26 protein-coding genes are annotated in these 15,532 nt (G+C 62.8%); 1 reads left to right on the top strand and 25 read right to left on the bottom strand.

Translation table 11 applies throughout. The features are described from left to right. Window positions 1–109 precede the first annotated feature (109 nt). From EMO90_RS04005 to EMO90_RS04125, 25 genes are all read right to left on the bottom strand, one after another. Window positions 110–1,162: a LacI family DNA-binding transcriptional regulator gene (locus EMO90_RS04005; protein WP_150353346.1), complete on the bottom strand. Its 1,053-nt coding sequence runs from the start codon at window positions 1,160–1,162 to the stop codon at window positions 110–112. 185 nt (window positions 1,163–1,347) lie between these two features. Continuing rightward, on the bottom strand, window positions 1,348–1,911 hold the full coding sequence (locus EMO90_RS04010) for an adenylate kinase (RefSeq protein WP_150353347.1): 564 nt from the start codon (window positions 1,909–1,911) through the stop codon (window positions 1,348–1,350). Window positions 1,912–2,030: 119 nt separating this feature from the next. Next, window positions 2,031–3,368 (bottom strand): preprotein translocase subunit SecY, encoded by a 1,338-nt coding sequence (gene secY, locus EMO90_RS04015; RefSeq protein WP_150353348.1) that lies wholly within the window; start codon window positions 3,366–3,368, stop codon window positions 2,031–2,033. A gap of 248 nt (window positions 3,369–3,616) precedes the next feature. Then, window positions 3,617–4,078 (bottom strand): 50S ribosomal protein L15, encoded by a 462-nt coding sequence (gene rplO / locus EMO90_RS04020; RefSeq protein WP_150353349.1) that lies wholly within the window; start codon window positions 4,076–4,078, stop codon window positions 3,617–3,619. A gap of 2 nt (window positions 4,079–4,080) precedes the next feature. Continuing rightward, on the bottom strand, window positions 4,081–4,263 hold the full coding sequence (gene rpmD, locus EMO90_RS04025) for a 50S ribosomal protein L30 (protein WP_150353350.1): 183 nt from the start codon (window positions 4,261–4,263) through the stop codon (window positions 4,081–4,083). Between the two features lie 2 nt (window positions 4,264–4,265). After that, on the bottom strand, window positions 4,266–5,003 hold the full coding sequence (rpsE, locus tag EMO90_RS04030) for a 30S ribosomal protein S5 (RefSeq protein WP_150353351.1): 738 nt from the start codon (window positions 5,001–5,003) through the stop codon (window positions 4,266–4,268). Next, window positions 5,000–5,371, bottom strand: a complete 372-nt coding sequence (rplR, locus tag EMO90_RS04035; RefSeq protein ID WP_150353352.1) for a 50S ribosomal protein L18 — start codon at window positions 5,369–5,371, stop codon at window positions 5,000–5,002. The genes rpsE and rplR overlap by 4 nt, the downstream gene beginning before the upstream one ends. A gap of 1 nt (window position 5,372) precedes the next feature. Next, entirely contained in the window at window positions 5,373–5,912 is a 540-nt protein-coding gene (gene rplF / locus EMO90_RS04040; RefSeq protein ID WP_150353353.1) for a 50S ribosomal protein L6, read from the bottom strand. 17 nt (window positions 5,913–5,929) lie between these two features. After that, on the bottom strand, window positions 5,930–6,328 hold the full coding sequence (rpsH, locus tag EMO90_RS04045; protein WP_150353354.1) for a 30S ribosomal protein S8: 399 nt from the start codon (window positions 6,326–6,328) through the stop codon (window positions 5,930–5,932). Window positions 6,329–6,414: 86 nt separating this feature from the next. Continuing rightward, window positions 6,415–6,600 (bottom strand): type Z 30S ribosomal protein S14, encoded by a 186-nt coding sequence (locus EMO90_RS04050; protein WP_150353355.1) that lies wholly within the window; start codon window positions 6,598–6,600, stop codon window positions 6,415–6,417. Between the two features lies 1 nt (window position 6,601). After that, window positions 6,602–7,183: a 50S ribosomal protein L5 gene (rplE, locus tag EMO90_RS04055; protein WP_150353356.1), complete on the bottom strand. Its 582-nt coding sequence runs from the start codon at window positions 7,181–7,183 to the stop codon at window positions 6,602–6,604. Next, complete coding sequence (gene rplX / locus EMO90_RS04060) at window positions 7,180–7,515, bottom strand: 50S ribosomal protein L24 (RefSeq protein ID WP_150353357.1); 336 nt, start codon at window positions 7,513–7,515, stop codon at window positions 7,180–7,182. The genes rplE and rplX overlap by 4 nt, the downstream gene beginning before the upstream one ends. Before the next feature lie 2 nt (window positions 7,516–7,517). Continuing rightward, entirely contained in the window at window positions 7,518–7,886 is a 369-nt protein-coding gene (gene rplN / locus EMO90_RS04065; RefSeq protein WP_150353358.1) for a 50S ribosomal protein L14, read from the bottom strand. A gap of 124 nt (window positions 7,887–8,010) precedes the next feature. Then, window positions 8,011–8,280: a 30S ribosomal protein S17 gene (rpsQ, locus tag EMO90_RS04070; protein WP_150353359.1), complete on the bottom strand. Its 270-nt coding sequence runs from the start codon at window positions 8,278–8,280 to the stop codon at window positions 8,011–8,013. A gap of 2 nt (window positions 8,281–8,282) precedes the next feature. Then, window positions 8,283–8,546: a 50S ribosomal protein L29 gene (gene rpmC / locus EMO90_RS04075; protein ID WP_150353360.1), complete on the bottom strand. Its 264-nt coding sequence runs from the start codon at window positions 8,544–8,546 to the stop codon at window positions 8,283–8,285. After that, a complete protein-coding gene (gene rplP, locus EMO90_RS04080) occupies window positions 8,546–8,965 on the bottom strand; it encodes a 50S ribosomal protein L16 (RefSeq protein ID WP_150353361.1) in 420 nt (139 codons plus the stop codon). The genes rpmC and rplP overlap by 1 nt, the downstream gene beginning before the upstream one ends. Window positions 8,966–8,969: 4 nt before the next feature. Further along, window positions 8,970–9,776, bottom strand: a complete 807-nt coding sequence (gene rpsC / locus EMO90_RS04085; protein WP_150353362.1) for a 30S ribosomal protein S3 — start codon at window positions 9,774–9,776, stop codon at window positions 8,970–8,972. Between the two features lie 2 nt (window positions 9,777–9,778). After that, window positions 9,779–10,138, bottom strand: coding sequence for a 50S ribosomal protein L22 (rplV, locus tag EMO90_RS04090; RefSeq protein WP_150353363.1), 360 nt, complete (start codon window positions 10,136–10,138; stop codon window positions 9,779–9,781). Window positions 10,139–10,151: 13 nt separating this feature from the next. Continuing rightward, complete coding sequence (gene rpsS / locus EMO90_RS04095; protein ID WP_003814508.1) at window positions 10,152–10,430, bottom strand: 30S ribosomal protein S19; 279 nt, start codon at window positions 10,428–10,430, stop codon at window positions 10,152–10,154. Between the two features lie 15 nt (window positions 10,431–10,445). Then, window positions 10,446–11,276 (bottom strand): 50S ribosomal protein L2, encoded by an 831-nt coding sequence (gene rplB / locus EMO90_RS04100; RefSeq protein WP_150353364.1) that lies wholly within the window; start codon window positions 11,274–11,276, stop codon window positions 10,446–10,448. A 36-nt stretch (window positions 11,277–11,312) separates the two neighbouring features. Further along, the gene (gene rplW / locus EMO90_RS04105; RefSeq protein ID WP_150353365.1) at window positions 11,313–11,609 is read right to left on the bottom strand and encodes a 50S ribosomal protein L23; all 297 of its coding nucleotides are present in this window, start codon (window positions 11,607–11,609) and stop codon (window positions 11,313–11,315) included. A 5-nt stretch (window positions 11,610–11,614) separates the two neighbouring features. Continuing rightward, window positions 11,615–12,280 (bottom strand): 50S ribosomal protein L4, encoded by a 666-nt coding sequence (gene rplD, locus EMO90_RS04110; protein WP_150353366.1) that lies wholly within the window; start codon window positions 12,278–12,280, stop codon window positions 11,615–11,617. Between the two features lie 6 nt (window positions 12,281–12,286). After that, a complete protein-coding gene (gene rplC / locus EMO90_RS04115) occupies window positions 12,287–12,940 on the bottom strand; it encodes a 50S ribosomal protein L3 (protein ID WP_150353367.1) in 654 nt (217 codons plus the stop codon). 17 nt (window positions 12,941–12,957) lie between these two features. After that, on the bottom strand, window positions 12,958–13,266 hold the full coding sequence (gene rpsJ / locus EMO90_RS04120; protein WP_003827292.1) for a 30S ribosomal protein S10: 309 nt from the start codon (window positions 13,264–13,266) through the stop codon (window positions 12,958–12,960). Between the two features lie 286 nt (window positions 13,267–13,552). Beyond that, window positions 13,553–14,524: a glycosyltransferase family A protein gene (locus tag EMO90_RS04125; RefSeq protein WP_190971932.1), complete on the bottom strand. Its 972-nt coding sequence runs from the start codon at window positions 14,522–14,524 to the stop codon at window positions 13,553–13,555. A 72-nt stretch (window positions 14,525–14,596) separates the two neighbouring features. Here EMO90_RS04125 and budA point away from each other — a divergent pair, with 72 nt between their 5' ends. Beyond that, window positions 14,597–15,349, top strand: coding sequence for an acetolactate decarboxylase (gene budA, locus EMO90_RS04130; protein WP_190971933.1), 753 nt, complete (start codon window positions 14,597–14,599; stop codon window positions 15,347–15,349). The last annotated feature ends 183 nt before the right edge of the window (window positions 15,350–15,532 follow it).

Consider the following 15,532-nt stretch of genomic DNA (forward strand, 5'->3'; position numbering starts at 1 on the left):
AACTGGCTTCACCGATTGTCAATGCAGTTTTATTACTATCGTTGTATCGATGCTGACAATACGTGCGCTGTAACGGGCAGGTGATTGCGCGCACCCACGTTCGGACAAACTACCGCCGCGTGGAGTCGCGCTCCACCAGCCGCGGATGCAGCGCGATCGTGGCGTAAGGCGAATCGTCGCCGTTGATGCGCGCCAACAACCGCGTGACGCACAGCTTCGCGTAGTCCTTCCACATCGGGTCCACGGTGGTGAGAGACGGCGAGGAATACCGGCTTTCCGCAATGTTGTCGAAGCCGATCACCTGCACGTCCCCGGGCACGGACACGCCGCGCAATTGCAACTGATAGAGCGCACCGAGCGCCGCGGAGTCGTTATAGCACAGAATCGCGTCGGGACGATCGCCCTCGCCCGCGGCCAGCAGATCATTCACTGCGGAGGCGCCCCCCGCCATCGTCCAGCGCCGGCCGTTCGGGATGAGCGACCAGTCAACGGGCAGACCGTTGCCCCGCAGCGCATCGATGTAGCCTTCGAGACGGTCGATCACGGCGGCGCCGCGCACGGCATCCTGCCGGTGGTAGGTGTCCCGCGTGATCCCTTCCGGCGCGCACAAGGCCGCGATGCGCCTGCAACCGCGGTCGATGAGCAGCTGCGTGGTTTCACGGTACGATCCGCGGTTGTCCAGAGTGATCAGGTCCGCCTTTCCGAACGCCGTATAGTTGCCGCACTGCACGATCGGGTAATCGCCTTCGAGCACTTCGCCTTCGTTACTCAACGGATGGCTGGCGTAAACGATCCAGCCATCGGCGTTGGAGTACGGCGCCTCCCTGATCAGCTCCTCCGCCCCGCCCTTGAGCTGGTTGTAAGTGCTGATGGTCACGGTGTAGCCCTTGGCGGTCGCCTCGTCGATCACGCCTTCGAGCAGCTGCGTATAGAACGGACTGTCGAAGCCGCTGATGGCGAACCCGATGGTCTGATGGCGGCGTGTTTTAAGGTACCGGGCCGCGGTGTCGATGCGGTAGCCGAGCTTGGCGACGGCGGCGTCGACCTTTTTCTGGGTCTTGGGCAGCACATTGCCCACACCGTTGATGGCGTTCGACACGGTTTTGATCGAGACGCCGGCTTCCTTGGCGACTTCAGCCATAGTGACTCGCTTGCCTGCCATGCCACTCCCCTTCGAGTTCCGCCAATATCTGCCACGTATGGCAGGTAATAATTTACCTATATACTACACAGCGCTTTTCAGCGTGTCAAAAAGTCACTGAATGCCGGTTTTACCTTTGGCCATGCGCCGCAAATGAGAAGGGGGCTCCCGAAGGAGCCCCCTAGAGCGGAATAATGGCGATACGCTCACTCGCCGAGCTTGGCGATGATGTTGGCGGAGATCTCCTTGATCTCGCCCACGCCGTCCACCTCAACGAGCTGGCCGCGGTCGCGGTAGATGTCCAGCAGCGGAGCGGTTTCCTTCGCGTAGGTCTCCAGACGCTTGGCGATGGCCTCCGGCGTGTCGTCCGAACGGCCCTCGATCTGGGCGCGCTTGGCAATGCGCTCCATAAGCACGTCGTGATCGGCGTCCAGCGCGACAACCTTGTCGAGCGGGGTGCCCAGTTCCTCGAGGAAGGCATCGAGCGCCTCGACCTGTGCGGCGTTGCGCGGGTAGCCGTCCAGGATCCAGCCGGACTTGGCGTCGTCCTGAGCCAGACGATCCTTGACGATCTTGTTGGTCAGCTCGTCGGGGACCAGTTCGCCCTTGTCCGTGTACTTGAGCGCCTCAAGCCCGAGCGGGGTCTTGTTCTTGATGTTGTAGCGGAAGATGTCGCCGGTGGAAATGGCGGGGATGTTGTAGTGCTCGGCCAGCAGCGCGGCCTGAGTGCCCTTGCCAACGCCCTGGGGGCCCATGATCAGCAGACGCATGTCGAACTCTCTTTCTTCTGTATGCCTTGGCGGTTGCCTTGGACTTTGTTGTTAAAACGGGAAATCCCGTCGCGAATGCGGCGGGACTTCCTATGCCTGAAGATTGGCGTGATCGGCGGTCACTTGGACTGCTCGGCGTTCTTGCCGTCGTCCTCGAAGAGGAAGCCGGCATACTGGAACTGCTCGGTCTGCGCCTTGGCCTGACGCAGGGTGTCCAGACCGACGCCCGCGATGATCAGGATCGTGGTGCCGCCGAAGGGCAGCTGCGAGTTGATCTGCAGGGCCATGATCAGCACGGTCGGGATGAGCGCGACGAACAGCAGGTAGACGGCGCCCACGGTGTTCAGACGGTTCATCACGTAGGTGAGGTAGGCGCTGGTTGCGCGGCCTGCGCGGATGCCGGGGATGAAGCCGCCGTACTGCTTCATGTTGTCCGCGGTCTCGTCCGGGTTGAACGTGATCGAGGTGTAGAAGAAGCAGAAGAAGACGATCATCAGCGCGTACAGGCCGATGTACCACACGGAGGTGGTGGAGGCGAGGTTGGAGTTGATCCACTGGACCCAGCTCTGCTCGGTGTTGCCGAACTGCGCGATCAGGGTCGGGATGGCCAGAATGGAGGACGCGAAGATGGGCGGGATGACGCCGGACATGTTGATCTTCAGCGGCAGGTAGGTGGAGGAGCCACCGTACATCTTGCGGCCGATCATGCGGCGGGTGTACTGGACCGGGATGCGGCGCTGGCACAGCTCGACGAAGTCGACGAACACGAAGATGACCAGCAGAACACCCACGACGATGCCGAAGTTCAGCCAGTTGCCGTCGGTGCCGTTGGTGCCCCAGCCGATGTTCCACAGCTGCGGCAGGAAGCCGGAGCAGATGGACATGAAGATGAGGATGGACATGCCCTGGCCGATGCCCTTGTCCGTGATGAGCTCAGCCATCCACATGATCAGGCCGGTGCCGCCAGTCATGATGAGGACCATGACCACAAGGTTCCACACGGAACCGTCCGGGATGACCTGGGAGCAGGAGTAGTTGAACAGGGCGCCGGAGCGGGCCGTCACGAGGATGGTGGTGGACTGCAGCACCGCCAGGCCGATGGTGAGGTAACGGGTGTACTGCGTCAGCTTCGCCTCGCCGGACTGGCCCTCCTTGTGCAGGGCTTCGAAGCGCGGGATGACCACGCGCAGCAGCTGGATGACGATGGACGCGGTGATGTACGGCATGACGCCCAGCGCGAAGATGGACAGCTGGAGCAGTGCGCCGCCGGAGAACAGGTTCACGAGTCCGACGAAGTTCTCGCTGCTGGAGCTCGCCACACACTGCTGGACGACCTTGTAGTCCACGCCGGGTGTCGGAATGAACGAGCCGATGCGATAGATGATGATGATGAAGAACACGAAGAGGATCTTCTTCCTCAGTTCCTTCGTCTTAAAGGCCTGGATTAACGTCCTCACCTGTTGATCCTCCTAATAATCCGACCGCTGCCGGATCGTCTTTAAACACAAACTGTCAACGAGTCTACTCTATACCGGTCACAAAACCGAACAATCGGCCTTTTTTTTTCGACTTAAAACGCTGTCTCCGGCGCGTTCTTTGCCCCGGCATCGCATGGATGGGCCGACCCATACGAAATGACCCTCCCTACGCCTTGCAGCGCGGGGAGGGTCATCATATAGCTTGCAAGCTCATCCCCTATGGGAGATTACTCCTCGGAGACGGAGCCGCCAGCGGCTTCGATCTTGGACTTGGCGGAAGCCGAAACCTTCACGCCCTTGAGCGTGAACGCCACGGTCACCTCGCCGTCGCCCAGAACCTTGACCGGGGCGTTGCGACGGACCAGGCCCTTGGCGGCCAGTTCCTCGACGCCCAGCTCGCCGCCCGCCGGGAAGACCTCGACGAGACGGGCCAGGTTCACGACCTGGTAGGTGGTCTTGAACGGGTTCTTGAAGCCACGCAGCTTCGGCAGGCGCATGTACAGCGGGAGCTGTCCGCCTTCGAAGCCCGGACGCACCTGGTAGCGAGCACCGGTGCCCTTGGTGCCACGGCCCGAGGTCTTACCCTTGGAGCCCTCACCACGGCCGACGCGGATGCGAGCCTTGTTCGCGCCCGGGGCCGGCTTCAGGTGGTGCATCTGAATGATGGTGGTCTCTTCTTCGTTAGCCATTGTCAGTCGACCTCCTCGACAGTGACCAGGTGACGCAGAACGTTCACCTGACCGCGCACGGCCGGGTTGTCCTCGCGAGTTACGGTCTTACCGATCTTGTTGAGGCCCAGGGTCTTGGCAGCGGCGCGCTGCTTCGGGGTGGAGTTCACCAGACCGTGGTGCAGGGTGATGTTGATGTTGGACATGCTCACTCACCATCCTTCGCTTCGGCGGCGGCCTTGGCCTGAGCCTCTTCACGAGCCTTGCGGGCCTCGGCGATGCCGGCTGCACGAGCGCGGAGCAGGGCGTCCGGGGCCACTTCCTCGAGGGAAAGGCCACGACGGGCGGCGATCTCTTCCGGCTCTTCGAGCTGCTTGAGGGCGGCCACGGTGGCGCGAACCATGTTCACGGCGGTGGCGGAGCCCATGGACTTCGACAGAATGTCGGTGATGCCCGCGCACTCCATGACGGCGCGCACTGGGCCGCCGGCGATAACGCCGGTGCCGGGGGCGGCGGGACGCAGCAGGACGGTGCCGGCGGCGTCGTGGCCGATCACCGGGTGGGTGACGGTGCCGCGAACACGCGGAACGGTGAACATGTGCTTCTTGGCGTCCAGCTGGCCCTTGGCGATGGCCGCCGGGACCTCACGGGACTTGCCGTAGCCCACGCCGACGGTGCCGTTGCCGTCACCGACGACCACGAGGGCGGCGAAGCTGAACGTACGGCCACCCTTGTGGGTCTTGGACACACGGTTGATGGTCACGACGCGATCGAGGAGCTCATCGCCCTTGTTCTCTTCGCGACGGTTGCGGCGCTCGCCACGACGGCCTTCACCGCGCTGACCGCGACGGCCGCCACGGCGGTCATCGTTGTTCTTGGTCTCTTCGGCGGCCACGGTGTTCTGAGTTTCTTCAGCCACTTGAGTTTCCTTCTCGTTGTCGCTCACAGTGCCAGACCTCCCTCACGGGCGCCATCGGCGACAGCCGCGACGCGACCGGTGTACTTGTTGCCACCGCGGTCGAACACCACCTTGGTGATGCCGGCGTCCAGCGCCTTCTTCGCGATCATCTCGCCAACGCGCTTCGCAGCCTCGGACTTGGTGCCCTCGAAGCCCTGGAAGTCGTTGTGCAGAGTGGACTCGGAAACCAGGGTGATGCCCTTGGTGTCGTCGATGATCTGCGCGACCATGTGGCGGTTGGAGCGGCTCACGACCAGACGCGGACGCTCGGGGGTGCCCACGATCTTCTTGCGGAGACGCGCGTGACGACGCAGACGGGCGACCTGCTTGCCCTTACCGAAAATCTGGACGGTCATATTACTTACCAGCCTTTCCAGCCTTGCGCAGGATGTGCTCGTCGGCGTACTTGATGCCCTTGCCCTTGTACGGTTCCGGAGCACGGAGCTTACGGATGTTAGCCGCGATCTGGCCGACCTGCTGCTTGTCGGTGCCCTTCACAACCACCTCGTTCGGGTTCGGCAGCTCGAAGGTGATGCCTTCGGGAGCGTCCACCGTGATGGTGTGGGAGTAGCCGAGGGAGAACTCGATGCTCTTGCCCTTCATGGCGGCACGGTAACCGGTGCCGACGATGAGCAGGTGCTTCTCGTAGCCGTCGTGAACGCCCTTCACCATGGAGGCGATGATGGCGCGGGACAGGCCGTGCTTGGCGCGGGTGGGACGAAGGTCGTCGGCCGGGGTCAGGACAATCTCGTTGCCCTCGACCACAGCGGTGATGCCTTCGGGGATGACGTAGGAATCGGAACCCTTGGCGCCCTTGGCGGCGAAGTTCTGACCATCGATCGTAACTTCAACGCCGGCGGGGATGGCGACGGGGAGCTTACCAATATGCGATGCCATGTTTCAGCTCTCCTTTCTCACCACACGAAGGCGACGATCTCGCCGCCAATGCCCTTGTCCAGGCATTCCTTCTGGGTCAACAGTCCCGAGCTAGTCGAGATGATGGCGATGCCGAGGCCGCCCAAAGGCATGGGCAGGGAATCGGACTTCGCGTAGCGACGCAGGCCCGGCTTGGAGATGCGCTTGATGCCCTGGATGGAGCGCTCGCCGTTCGGACCGTACTTGAGGGTCACCTCAAGGGTCTGGCCGACCTTCGCCTCTTTGGCGGAGAAGTCGGCGATGTAGCCTTCGCGCTTGAGGATCTGCGCGATGTTGGCCTTGAACTTGGAGTACGGCATGTCAACAGTGGTGTGCTTAGCCGCGCTCGCGTTACGCAGACGCGTGAGCATGTCTGCGATCGGATCTGTCATTGTCATTGTGGGCTTATGCCCTTTCTCGTCGTGGTTTCCGCCGCCCGCCCGTTGTGAAACGGGCTAAGGCCGCGGACCTTCAACGTCGATGTTTACCAACTGGACTTCGTCACGCCGGGCAGCTCGCCGCGGTGAGCCTTCTCACGAAGGCAGATGCGGCACAGGCCGAACTTGCGATACACGGAATGGGGACGACCGCACACCTGGCAGCGCGTGTAGGCACGCACCTTGAACTTCGGCTTGCCGGCCGCCTTCTCCTTAAGAGCGGTTTTTGCCATATCAGTTCTCCTTGAAGGGGAAGCCGAGGTGCTTGAGGAGCACGCGGGCCTCCTGGTCGTCCTTGGTGCTGGTCACCACGGTGATGTCCATACCGCGCTGGTGATCGATCGAATCCGGATCGATCTCGTGGAACATGGACTGCTCGGTGAGACCAAAGTTGTAGTTGCCCTGGCCGTCGAACTGGTTGCCGCTGATGCCGCGGAAATCGCGGATGCGCGGCAGGGCCAGCGTCAGAAGACGATCCAGGAACTCCCACATGCGGTCGCCACGCAGGGTGACAAACGCGCCGATGGCCTGGCCCTCACGCAGGTGGAACTGCGCGACGGACTTCTTGGCCTTGGTGATCTTCGGCTTCTGGCCGGTGATCAGCGTGAGGTCCTTGACGGCGCCTTCGATGAGCTTGGAGTCGCGAGCGGCGGCACCCACACCCATGGAGACGACGACCTTCTGGAGGCGCGCCACCTGCATCGGGTTGGTGTACTTGAACTCCTTCTCGAGCTCGGGGACGATGACGTCCTTGTACTGCTGCTTCAAGCGCGGGACAGCAGGCGCTTCAACTGCAGTGGTAGTTTCTTCGCTCATGCCAGCTCCTTGCCTGACTTCTTGGCCACGCGGACGCGCACGGTCTTCACCTTGCCGTCACGGGCTTCTTCCTTGACGATCACGCCGACGCGGGTGGGCTTGCCGGTCTCCGGGTCGATCAGCATCACGTTGGAGCGATGGATCGGAGCCTCGGCGGAGACGATGCCGGCCTGCTGGCCCTGCTGGGTGGCGCGCACGTGCTTCTTGACGATCTGGACGCCCTCGACGATCAGACGATCGTCCTTCAGGACGCGGAGGACCTTGCCCTCCTTGCCGCGATCCTTGCCGCGGATGACCTTCACCTGGTCGCCGGTCTTGATCTTGGCTACCATAATCAGATCACCTCCGGGGCGAGGGACACGATACGCATGAAGCGCCTGTCGCGCAGCTCACGAGCGATCGGTCCAAAGATACGCGTGCCCTTCGGTTCACGGCCGGAGCCGAGAATGACGGCGGCGTTCTCATCGAACTTGATGTAGGAGCCGTCCACACGACGGTACTCCTTGACGGTACGGACGACAACGGCCTTGACCACATCGCCCTTCTTGACCGACCCGCCAGGGATGGCATCCTTGACGGAGGCGACGATCACGTCGCCCAGGCCGGCATAGCGTCGCTTCGAACCGCCGAGCACGCGGATGGCAAGGAGTTCCTTGGCACCCGTGTTGTCGGCGACATGAAGCCGCGTTTCCTGCTGAATCATTGATTCTCCTTAGCCGCGCTGGTTCTCCCCGTACACCAAGCGGAGCGAGGGCACAATCCTTCCTATTCAGGACAGAATCATGCCTCCGCTCCGTCTGGTGTACGCGGAGCCTTGCCGAACTTGTTTACTTGGCGCGCTCGATGATGGATTCGAGACGCCAACGCTTGGTCTTGCTCAGAGGCCGAGTCTCCATAATACTCACAAAATCGCCAATGTGCGCGGCGTTTTGCTCATCATGGGCCTTGACCTTGCTGGTGGTACGGACGACCTTGCCGTACAGCGGGTGGGTCGAACGGTGCTCGAGCTCGACGGTGATGGTCTTGTCCATCTTGTCGGACACGACAAAACCGCGACGAACCTTGCGGGAATTGCGCTCCTGCTGTTCCTCAGCCATGCTTACTTCTCCTCAGCCTTAGTCTCGGTGGATTCCTCGGCCGGCGTCGGGACGATGCCCAGCTCGCGCTCGCGCAGCACGGTGTACATGCGCGCGATGTCGCGCTTGACAGCCTTCAGACGGGAGGTGTTGTCGAGCTGACCGGTGGCCAGCTGGAAACGGAGGTTGAAGAGCTCCTCCTTGGACTTCTTGAGGAAGTCCTCGATCTCAGCATTGGTCTTCTCAGTCAGGTTCTTGATGGAATATTCCTTGGTTCCGACTGCCATCAGATGTCACCGCCTTCACGAGAAATCACACGGCACTTCATGGGGAGCTTGTCGATGGCGCGGCGCAGGGCCTCGCGAGCGACATCCTCGGACACGCCGCCGATCTCGAAGAGCACGCGACCCGGGTGGATGTTGGCGATCCAGAACTCCGGGGCACCCTTACCGGAACCCATTCGGGCGCCGAGGGCGTGCTTGGTCAGCGGACGATCGGGGAAGATGTTGATCCACACACGACCGCCACGCTTGATGTAGCGGGTCATGGCGATACGAGCAGCCTCGATCTGACGGTTGGTGATGTAGGCCGGGGCAAGCGCCTGGATGCCGTAATCGCCGAAGGCGACGTTGGCGCCGCCCTTGGTCATGCCATGGCGGTCCGGACGGTGCTGCTTACGGTACTTGGTCCTCTTTGGGATAAGCATCAGCTCACTCCTTCGTTTCCGTGGCGGCAGGAGCCTCGGCGGCCTGGGCGGCCTCGGGGGCGGCCTGCTGCTGGGCCTCGGCGGAACGGTTGCCACGGCGCGGACGACGATCACGGTCGCCACGACGGCCGGGGCGGTTGTTCTGCTGAGCCTGCTGCTCTTCGAACTCACGCTCGGTCATATCGCCCTTGTAGATCCACACCTTGACGCCGATGCGGCCGTAGGTGGTCTTGGCCTCGAAGAAGCCGTAATCAATCAGGGCGCGCAGGGTCTGCAGCGGAACACGACCCTCGCGGTAGAACTCGGAACGGCTCATTTCCGCGCCGCCAAGACGGCCGGAGAGCTTGATGCGGATGCCCTTGGCGCCAGCACGCATAGCGTCCTGCTGGGCCTTGCGCATCGCGCGGCGGAAGGTGACGCGGTTGGTCAGCTGCTCGGCGATGCCCTGAGCGACGAGCTGGGCGTCCAGCGCGGCGTTCTTGACCTCGAAGATGTTCAGCTGGACCTGCTTGCCGGTCAGCTTCTCGAGCTTGGCGCGAACCTTCTCGGCCTCGGCGCCACGGCGACCGATCACGATGCCCGGACGGGCGGTGTGGATGTCCACACGCACGCGGTCACGGGTGCGCTCGATCACGATGCGGGACACGCCCGCGCGCTCGAGATCCTTGTTCATGGCCTTGCGGATCTTGTCGTCCTCAAGGACGAAATCGCGATAACGCTCGCCGGCCTTGACGGAATCGGAGAACCACTTGGAACGGTGGTTCTCGGTGATGCCCAGACGGTAGCCAAAGGGATTGATCTTCTGACCCATCTTTAGCGGGCTCCTTCCTTGCTAGCGACGATCACGGTGATGTGGGAGGTGCGCTTGTTGATACGAGCGGCACGACCCTGGGCACGAGCGCGGAAACGCTTCAGCGTCACGCCCTCATCAACGTAGGTCTCCTTGATGACCAGATCGTTCTCGCGGAACGCCTCGTTGGCCTTGTCGGCCTTCACGCGGGCGTTGGCGATGGCGCTCTCGAGGACCTTGCGGACCGGAAGGGCCGCGTCCTGGGGAGCGAACTTCAGAATGGTGATGGCTTCGGTCGCCTGCTTGCCTCGGATGAGGTCGACCATGCGGCGAGCCTTGCGCGGCGTCACGCGGACGTGACGAGCGATTGCTTTAGCTTCCATGTGTCCTTACTCCTTAGCGGCGTGCCTTCTTGTCGTCCTTCACATGACCCTTGAAGGTCTTGGTCGGGGCGAACTCTCCGAGCTTGTGGCCAACCATGGCCTCGGTGACGAACACCGGGACGTGCTTGCGGCCATCGTGAACAGCGAAGGTGTGTCCGATGAAATCAGGGGTGATCATCGAACGGCGCGACCACGTCTTGATGACGTTCTTCGTGCCCTTCTCGTTCTGCTCGTCGACTTTCTTCTGCAAGTGGGCGTCGACGAAGGGGCCCTTCTTGATGCTACGAGTCATCTTCTCGCTACTCCCTTACTTGCGGTTCTTACCATTCGGGCGGCGACGAACGATCATCTTGTTCGAAGCCTTCTTCGGACGACGGGTACGGACCTCGCCCTTGCCCCAAGGAGACACCGGCGGCTTGCCACCGCGGGTACGACCGCCATGCGGGTGGTCGACCGGGTTCATGGACTCACCACGGGTGATCGGGCGACGGCCGAGCCAACGGGCACGACCGGCCTTGCCGAGCTGGATGTTGGCGTGGTCCTCGTTGCCGACCTCACCAACGGTGGCGCGGCAGCGGGCATCCACGTTGCGGATCTCGCCGGAGGGCATACGCAGCTGGGCGTACGCACCGTCCTTGGCGACGAGCTGCACGGCGGCGCCGGCGGAGCGGGCGATCTTCGCGCCACCCAGCGGGCGGAGCTCGATGTTGTGCACCACGGTACCGGTCGGGATGTTCTTCAGCGGCAGGTTGTTGCCCGGCTTGATGTCGGCCTGCTCACCGGTCTCGATGACGTCACCCTGCTGGATGCCCTTCGGGGCGATGATGTAGCGCTTCTCGCCATCCGCGTAGTGCAGGAGGGCGATGCGGGCGGAACGGTTCGGGTCGTACTCGATGTGAGCGACCTTAGCGGGCACGCCGTCCTTGTCCCAACGCTTGAAATCGATGAGACGGTAGGCGCGCTTGTTGCCGCCACCACGGTGGCGGGAGGTGATACGGCCGTAGGAGTTGCGGCCGCCGGTCTTGGTCAGCTTGCGAACCAGCGACTTCTCAGGCGTGGAGCGCGTGAGATCGGAGAAATCCGAAACGGACGCGTTGCGACGGCCTGCAGTCGTCGGCTTATAAACGCGGATAGCCATAATATAGTTCTTCCTTTAACTTTTGTCGGCTAGCCTTCAGTTGCCGAAGATGTCGATCGTCTGGCCCTCGGCCACGGTCACGATGGCGCGCTTCTGGGTCACGCGCTGGCCGAAGCCGTAGCGGGTGCGCTTCACCTTGCCGATGCGGGTGAGGGTGTTGACGTTCGTCACCTTGACCTTGAAGATCTGCTCGATGGCCTGCTTGATCTGGACCTTGTTGGCGTCCTTGGCCACCACGAAGGTGTACTGGCCGCGGTCAGAGTTGGCGTAGCTCTTCTCGGAGACGACGGGCTTGATGATCACGTCGTGCGCGGGGTTGTGGATAGCTGCCATGTGGATCAGGCCTCCTTGGTCTCAGCCTGGGGAGCCTTCGCGGCGAGGAAGGCCTCGAAGCCCTCCTTGGAGAAGACAACGTCCTCGGCGGTGACCACGTCGTAAGTGTTGAGCTGATCGGCGAAAATCGGGTGGACGTTCGGCATGTTGCGAACGGACAGCCACTCGTTCACGTTTTCGCGGGAGAGGACGACCGTGGTGAAACGGTTCTCGGTCACGGCCAGAGCCTTGACGGCGGCCTTGGTGGACGGAGTGTCGATGACACCGAAGTCAACCACGTGCACGCGTCCGGCGTTGGCGCGATCGGAAAGGATGTAGCGCAGGGCTGCAGCCTTCATCTTCTTGGGGGTGCGCTGGGAGTAGTCGCGCGGCTGCGGGCCGTGCACAACGCCACCGTGGTACCACTGGGGAGCGCGGATCGAGCCCTGACGAGCGCGACCGGTGCCCTTCTGCTTCCACGGCTTACGGCCACCACCGGAAACCATGCCACGGGTCTTGGTGGCGTGGGTGCCGGCGCGAGCGGCCGCGAGCTGGGCGATGACGACCTGGTGGATCAGCGGGATGCGGGTCTGGATCTCCTCGGCGGTGTGGCCGAAGATCTCAGCGGGGGCGTCGACCGTGCCGGCCGACTGGCCCTGGGCGTCCGTGATGTTCAGAGCGATGTTAGCCATGATTTATCAGGCTCCCTTCACTGCGGTGCGGACGAGGACGATGCTGCCCTTGGGGCCGGGGACGGCGCCCTTGAGCGCGAGCACGCCGTTCTCCACGTCGGTGGAGACGACGGTCAGGTTCTGCACGGTGGCGGTGACGTGACCCATGCGGCCAGCCATGCGCTTGCCCTTGAGGATACGACCCGGGGTGGCGCATGCGCCGACGGAACCGGGGCGACGCTCGTTCTTGTGAGAACCGTGGGAACGACGGTAGGACTTGAAGCCCCAACGCTTGATGGTGCCGGCGAAGCCCTTGCCCTTCGTGGTGCCGGTCACGTCGACCTCGGAACCCTCCGGGAACACCTCGGCGGTGATCTCCTGACCGGGCTCGTAGGTCTCGGCGTCCTCGGTGCGCACCTCGACGAGGTGGCGACGCGGGGTGACGCCGGCCTTGGCAAAGTGGCCAGCGAGCGGCTTGGTCACCTTGCGCGGATCAATCTGGCCGTAGCCGATCTGGACGGCCTTGTAGCCGTCGGTCTCCTCGGACTTGACGGCGGTCACCACGTTGGTGGAAACCTCCACCAGGGTGACGGGGACGAAGAAGCCATTCTCGTCCCAAACCTGAGACATGCCGAGCTTCTTGCCGAGCATAGCCTTGTGGCTACCACGCTGCGAAGTCATAATGGTTCCCTCCTCCCTTACAGCTTGATCTCGATGTTGACGTCTGCGGGCAGATCAATGTGCATCAGGGAGTCCACAGCCTTCGGAGTGGGGTCCACGATGTCGATGAGGCGCTTGTGCGTGCGCATCTCAAAGTGCTCGCGAGAATCCTTGTACTTGTGAGGAGAACGGATAACACAGAAAACGTTCTTCTCGGTCGGCAGCGGAACGGGGCCAACAACAGTTGCGCCCGCGTTCGTCACCGTTTCGACGATCTTCTTCGCCGATTGGTCGATGACCTCGTGGTCATAGGACTTAAGCCTGATGCGGATTTTCTGTCCCGCCATTGCCGTCCGCCCTTTCTAGCGATTCGTTACTATTACCAACCTGCTTTCGGGCACCGGCAGTTCGACGCACGCGGGCGAACCCGGCGGTCTTACCACATCAGTGCGTGAACCCGACCGTCCGCTTTGCGCGTAGGCCGCCTCACGCTCGCTTTTTGAATTCCAATTTGCGAGCCCAAAACAGGCAACTTGACTATTAAAGCACAAACCCATCCCCTAGCAGAATCCGGGCGTGTCGCGGACTTGTCGCGTCCACTCCAGCCCGGATGCAGCCGATCCGCCGCGCGTATCACTCTGCCGGATAGAAGGGCGCCGAGCAGCGGGCGCGATTGATGCGCACGGCGGCCTCCACACCGCCGTCGCCGAATGTGGGATGACCCATGAACGACCGGGTGTGCATGGAATGCTGCAGCAGTTCGGGATGGACCTGCACGGCATCCTCCCACATGCGCAGCCGATCGCCGGCCAGCGCGTCCAATGCCAGCGCGGTCGACTCGACATGCGCGGCGTAGGACTCGCGATGCCGGCTGATGATCCGTCCCAGCGCCCGGCTGCGCCGCTCCATGTACGTCGTCCCCGACTGCCCAGGCAGCGTGCGAAGGTTCACCAGCAGCTCGTCCACCACCTCGATCCGCGCATCGGGACCGCCGGCCTCCAGCAGACCGATGTGGAACTCCCAGTCCTCGAATCCTTCGCGCATCGACTCGTCGTATCCGCCCCGGCGCTCCCACAGGCCGCGACGCAGCAGGCATGCGGACGGGCAGCAATCGCGAGGCAGGAAATCGGCCAAGGTCCCTCCGACTGGCCGCACCACGCCATTGAGCACGCCGAAGCATTTGAGCAAGCCGGAGGCCGCGACCACATTCGTATCGTCATGCAGTACCGGCAGCGTGCGCTCCACAAAATGAGGCAGCAGCCGATCGCCGCCATCCAGCACACATATATAAGGTGTATTCGCGAGGGCGATGCCGGCATTGCGCGCCGCGGAAACGCCGCTGTTATGGTCCAGTCGCACGTGGTCCAGTCGCACGATGGTCACGCAATCCGCATCGTCACCGGCATGGCTTTCCGGCGTTTTCGGAGCATGCAATGCGGCATCAACGTCTGCACGATCGGCCGATCCGTCATCCACCACGATGATCCGCACCGGCCTGACGCTCTGCCCCAGCACCGATTCAACCGATTCGACGAGCCCGGTCCCCTGACCGCAGGCGGTGACCACCGCGGTGACGTCCTGCGCGATGCGCTGATGTGATGCCATGGAACCCATCCTACCGCCCGCAGGGCAATCGGAGTCTGGCGGGGATCGGCCGCGTGGCTTAAGGTGAGAGGCATGAGCGCATCAATCGCGAAGAACATCGAACCGATCACCGAGCACCGCGCGAATGTGCTGTACCAGCATGGCACGCTGGCGCTGCTCGTGCCCGGACTGCTTGAGGGCACCACCACGATGGGCGAACTGCTCACGCACGGGGATACCGGCATCGGCACCGGGGAGGGATTGGACGGCGAGATCATCGTGCTCGACGGCAAGCCGTGGCGCGTGGGCCAGGGCGGTCGCGTGGAGGCCGTGCCGGACGATTTCGCGATGCCGTTCGCCACCATGCACCGCGCGGCGTTCCAGTATCAGTGCGAGCGCGCGGACATCGGCCTCGAGGAGCTCAACCGGCGCATCGTCGAGGCGAACGGACGGGCGAACACATTCTTCGCGGTGATCGTGCGAGGCACCTTCAGCTTCATGAAGACCCGCGCCGTCATCAAACAGCAGGCCCCATACCCCACGCTCGAGGAGGTGGCCGGCCGTCAGGCGATCTTCCTTGGTCAGGATGTGCGCGGCACGATGCTGGGCTACTTCTCCCCGATCATGTTCCATGGGGCCGCCGTGGCCGGATTCCATGAACACTTCCTCGCGGACGACCATTCGATCGGCGGCCATGTGCTGGATGCCGTGCTGGAACGCGGCGAAATCCTCACTCAGGTGTTCGACACCCTGGTCCAGCATCTGCCCGTGGACAACCCCGAGTACCGCAACCACGACTTCACACACGACAACATCGGCGAGGCCATCACGAATGCGGAAGGCTGAGCCGTTAAGCTCGGAGCCCGGTGGGCTCCGAGTAGGCTCAGCCGAGCCGCCACCACGGCGGCGAGGACAACACTGAGACCGGCCGCAAGGCCGGACCCTAATTGCAGGGCCGAAGGCGAGCCATAGCCTTGGCAGGACCGAGGTCGAATCGCCCGAAGAGCCATCACCAAAACATAACAGCGG

This window comes from Bifidobacterium vespertilionis (assembly GCF_008698145.1).
Classification (GTDB): domain Bacteria; phylum Actinomycetota; class Actinomycetes; order Actinomycetales; family Bifidobacteriaceae; genus Bifidobacterium; species Bifidobacterium vespertilionis.

Excerpts from the sequence above, each read along its gene's own strand:
- rplB (WP_150353364.1), bottom strand. The coding sequence starts at position 11,276 with ATGGCTATCCGCGTTTATAAGCCGACGACTGCAGGCCGTCGCAACGCG.
- rplO (WP_150353349.1), bottom strand. The coding sequence starts at position 4,078 with ATGGCTAACGAAGAAGAGACCACCATCATTCAGATGCACCACCTGAAG.
- EMO90_RS04125 (WP_190971932.1), bottom strand. The coding sequence starts at position 14,524 with ATGGCATCACATCAGCGCATCGCGCAGGACGTCACCGCGGTGGTCACC.
- rplW (WP_150353365.1), bottom strand. The coding sequence starts at position 11,609 with ATGGCAGCTATCCACAACCCCGCGCACGACGTGATCATCAAGCCCGTC.
- rplN (WP_150353358.1), bottom strand. The coding sequence starts at position 7,886 with ATGATTCAGCAGGAAACGCGGCTTCATGTCGCCGACAACACGGGTGCC.
- rpsC (WP_150353362.1), bottom strand. The coding sequence starts at position 9,776 with ATGGGTCAGAAGATCAATCCCTTTGGCTACCGTCTGGGCATCACCGAG.
- rplD (WP_150353366.1), bottom strand. The coding sequence starts at position 12,280 with ATGGCTAACATCGCTCTGAACATCACGGACGCCCAGGGCCAGTCGGCC.
- rpmC (WP_150353360.1), bottom strand. The coding sequence starts at position 8,546 with ATGGCAGTCGGAACCAAGGAATATTCCATCAAGAACCTGACTGAGAAG.
- rplE (WP_150353356.1), bottom strand. The coding sequence starts at position 7,183 with ATGAGCGAAGAAACTACCACTGCAGTTGAAGCGCCTGCTGTCCCGCGC.
- rplC (WP_150353367.1), bottom strand. The coding sequence starts at position 12,940 with ATGACTTCGCAGCGTGGTAGCCACAAGGCTATGCTCGGCAAGAAGCTC.
- rplV (WP_150353363.1), bottom strand. The coding sequence starts at position 10,138 with ATGGAAGCTAAAGCAATCGCTCGTCACGTCCGCGTGACGCCGCGCAAG.
- rpsH (WP_150353354.1), bottom strand. The coding sequence starts at position 6,328 with ATGACAATGACAGATCCGATCGCAGACATGCTCACGCGTCTGCGTAAC.
- rplP (WP_150353361.1), bottom strand. The coding sequence starts at position 8,965 with ATGCTTATCCCAAAGAGGACCAAGTACCGTAAGCAGCACCGTCCGGAC.
- rpsS (WP_003814508.1), bottom strand. The coding sequence starts at position 10,430 with ATGACTCGTAGCATCAAGAAGGGCCCCTTCGTCGACGCCCACTTGCAG.
- EMO90_RS04010 (WP_150353347.1), bottom strand. The coding sequence starts at position 1,911 with ATGCGTCTGCTGATCATGGGCCCCCAGGGCGTTGGCAAGGGCACTCAG.
- EMO90_RS04005 (WP_150353346.1), bottom strand. The coding sequence starts at position 1,162 with ATGGCAGGCAAGCGAGTCACTATGGCTGAAGTCGCCAAGGAAGCCGGC.
- rpsQ (WP_150353359.1), bottom strand. The coding sequence starts at position 8,280 with ATGGCTGAGGAACAGCAGGAGCGCAATTCCCGCAAGGTTCGTCGCGGT.
- budA (WP_190971933.1), top strand. The coding sequence starts at position 14,597 with ATGAGCGCATCAATCGCGAAGAACATCGAACCGATCACCGAGCACCGC.
- rplF (WP_150353353.1), bottom strand. The coding sequence starts at position 5,912 with ATGGCATCGCATATTGGTAAGCTCCCCGTCGCCATCCCCGCCGGCGTT.
- rplR (WP_150353352.1), bottom strand. The coding sequence starts at position 5,371 with ATGACCGTCCAGATTTTCGGTAAGGGCAAGCAGGTCGCCCGTCTGCGT.
- rpmD (WP_150353350.1), bottom strand. The coding sequence starts at position 4,263 with ATGTCCAACATCAACATCACCCTGCACCACGGTCTGGTGAACTCCACC.
- rpsJ (WP_003827292.1), bottom strand. The coding sequence starts at position 13,266 with ATGGCGGGACAGAAAATCCGCATCAGGCTTAAGTCCTATGACCACGAG.
- rplX (WP_150353357.1), bottom strand. The coding sequence starts at position 7,515 with ATGGTAGCCAAGATCAAGACCGGCGACCAGGTGAAGGTCATCCGCGGC.
- EMO90_RS04050 (WP_150353355.1), bottom strand. The coding sequence starts at position 6,600 with ATGGCAAAAACCGCTCTTAAGGAGAAGGCGGCCGGCAAGCCGAAGTTC.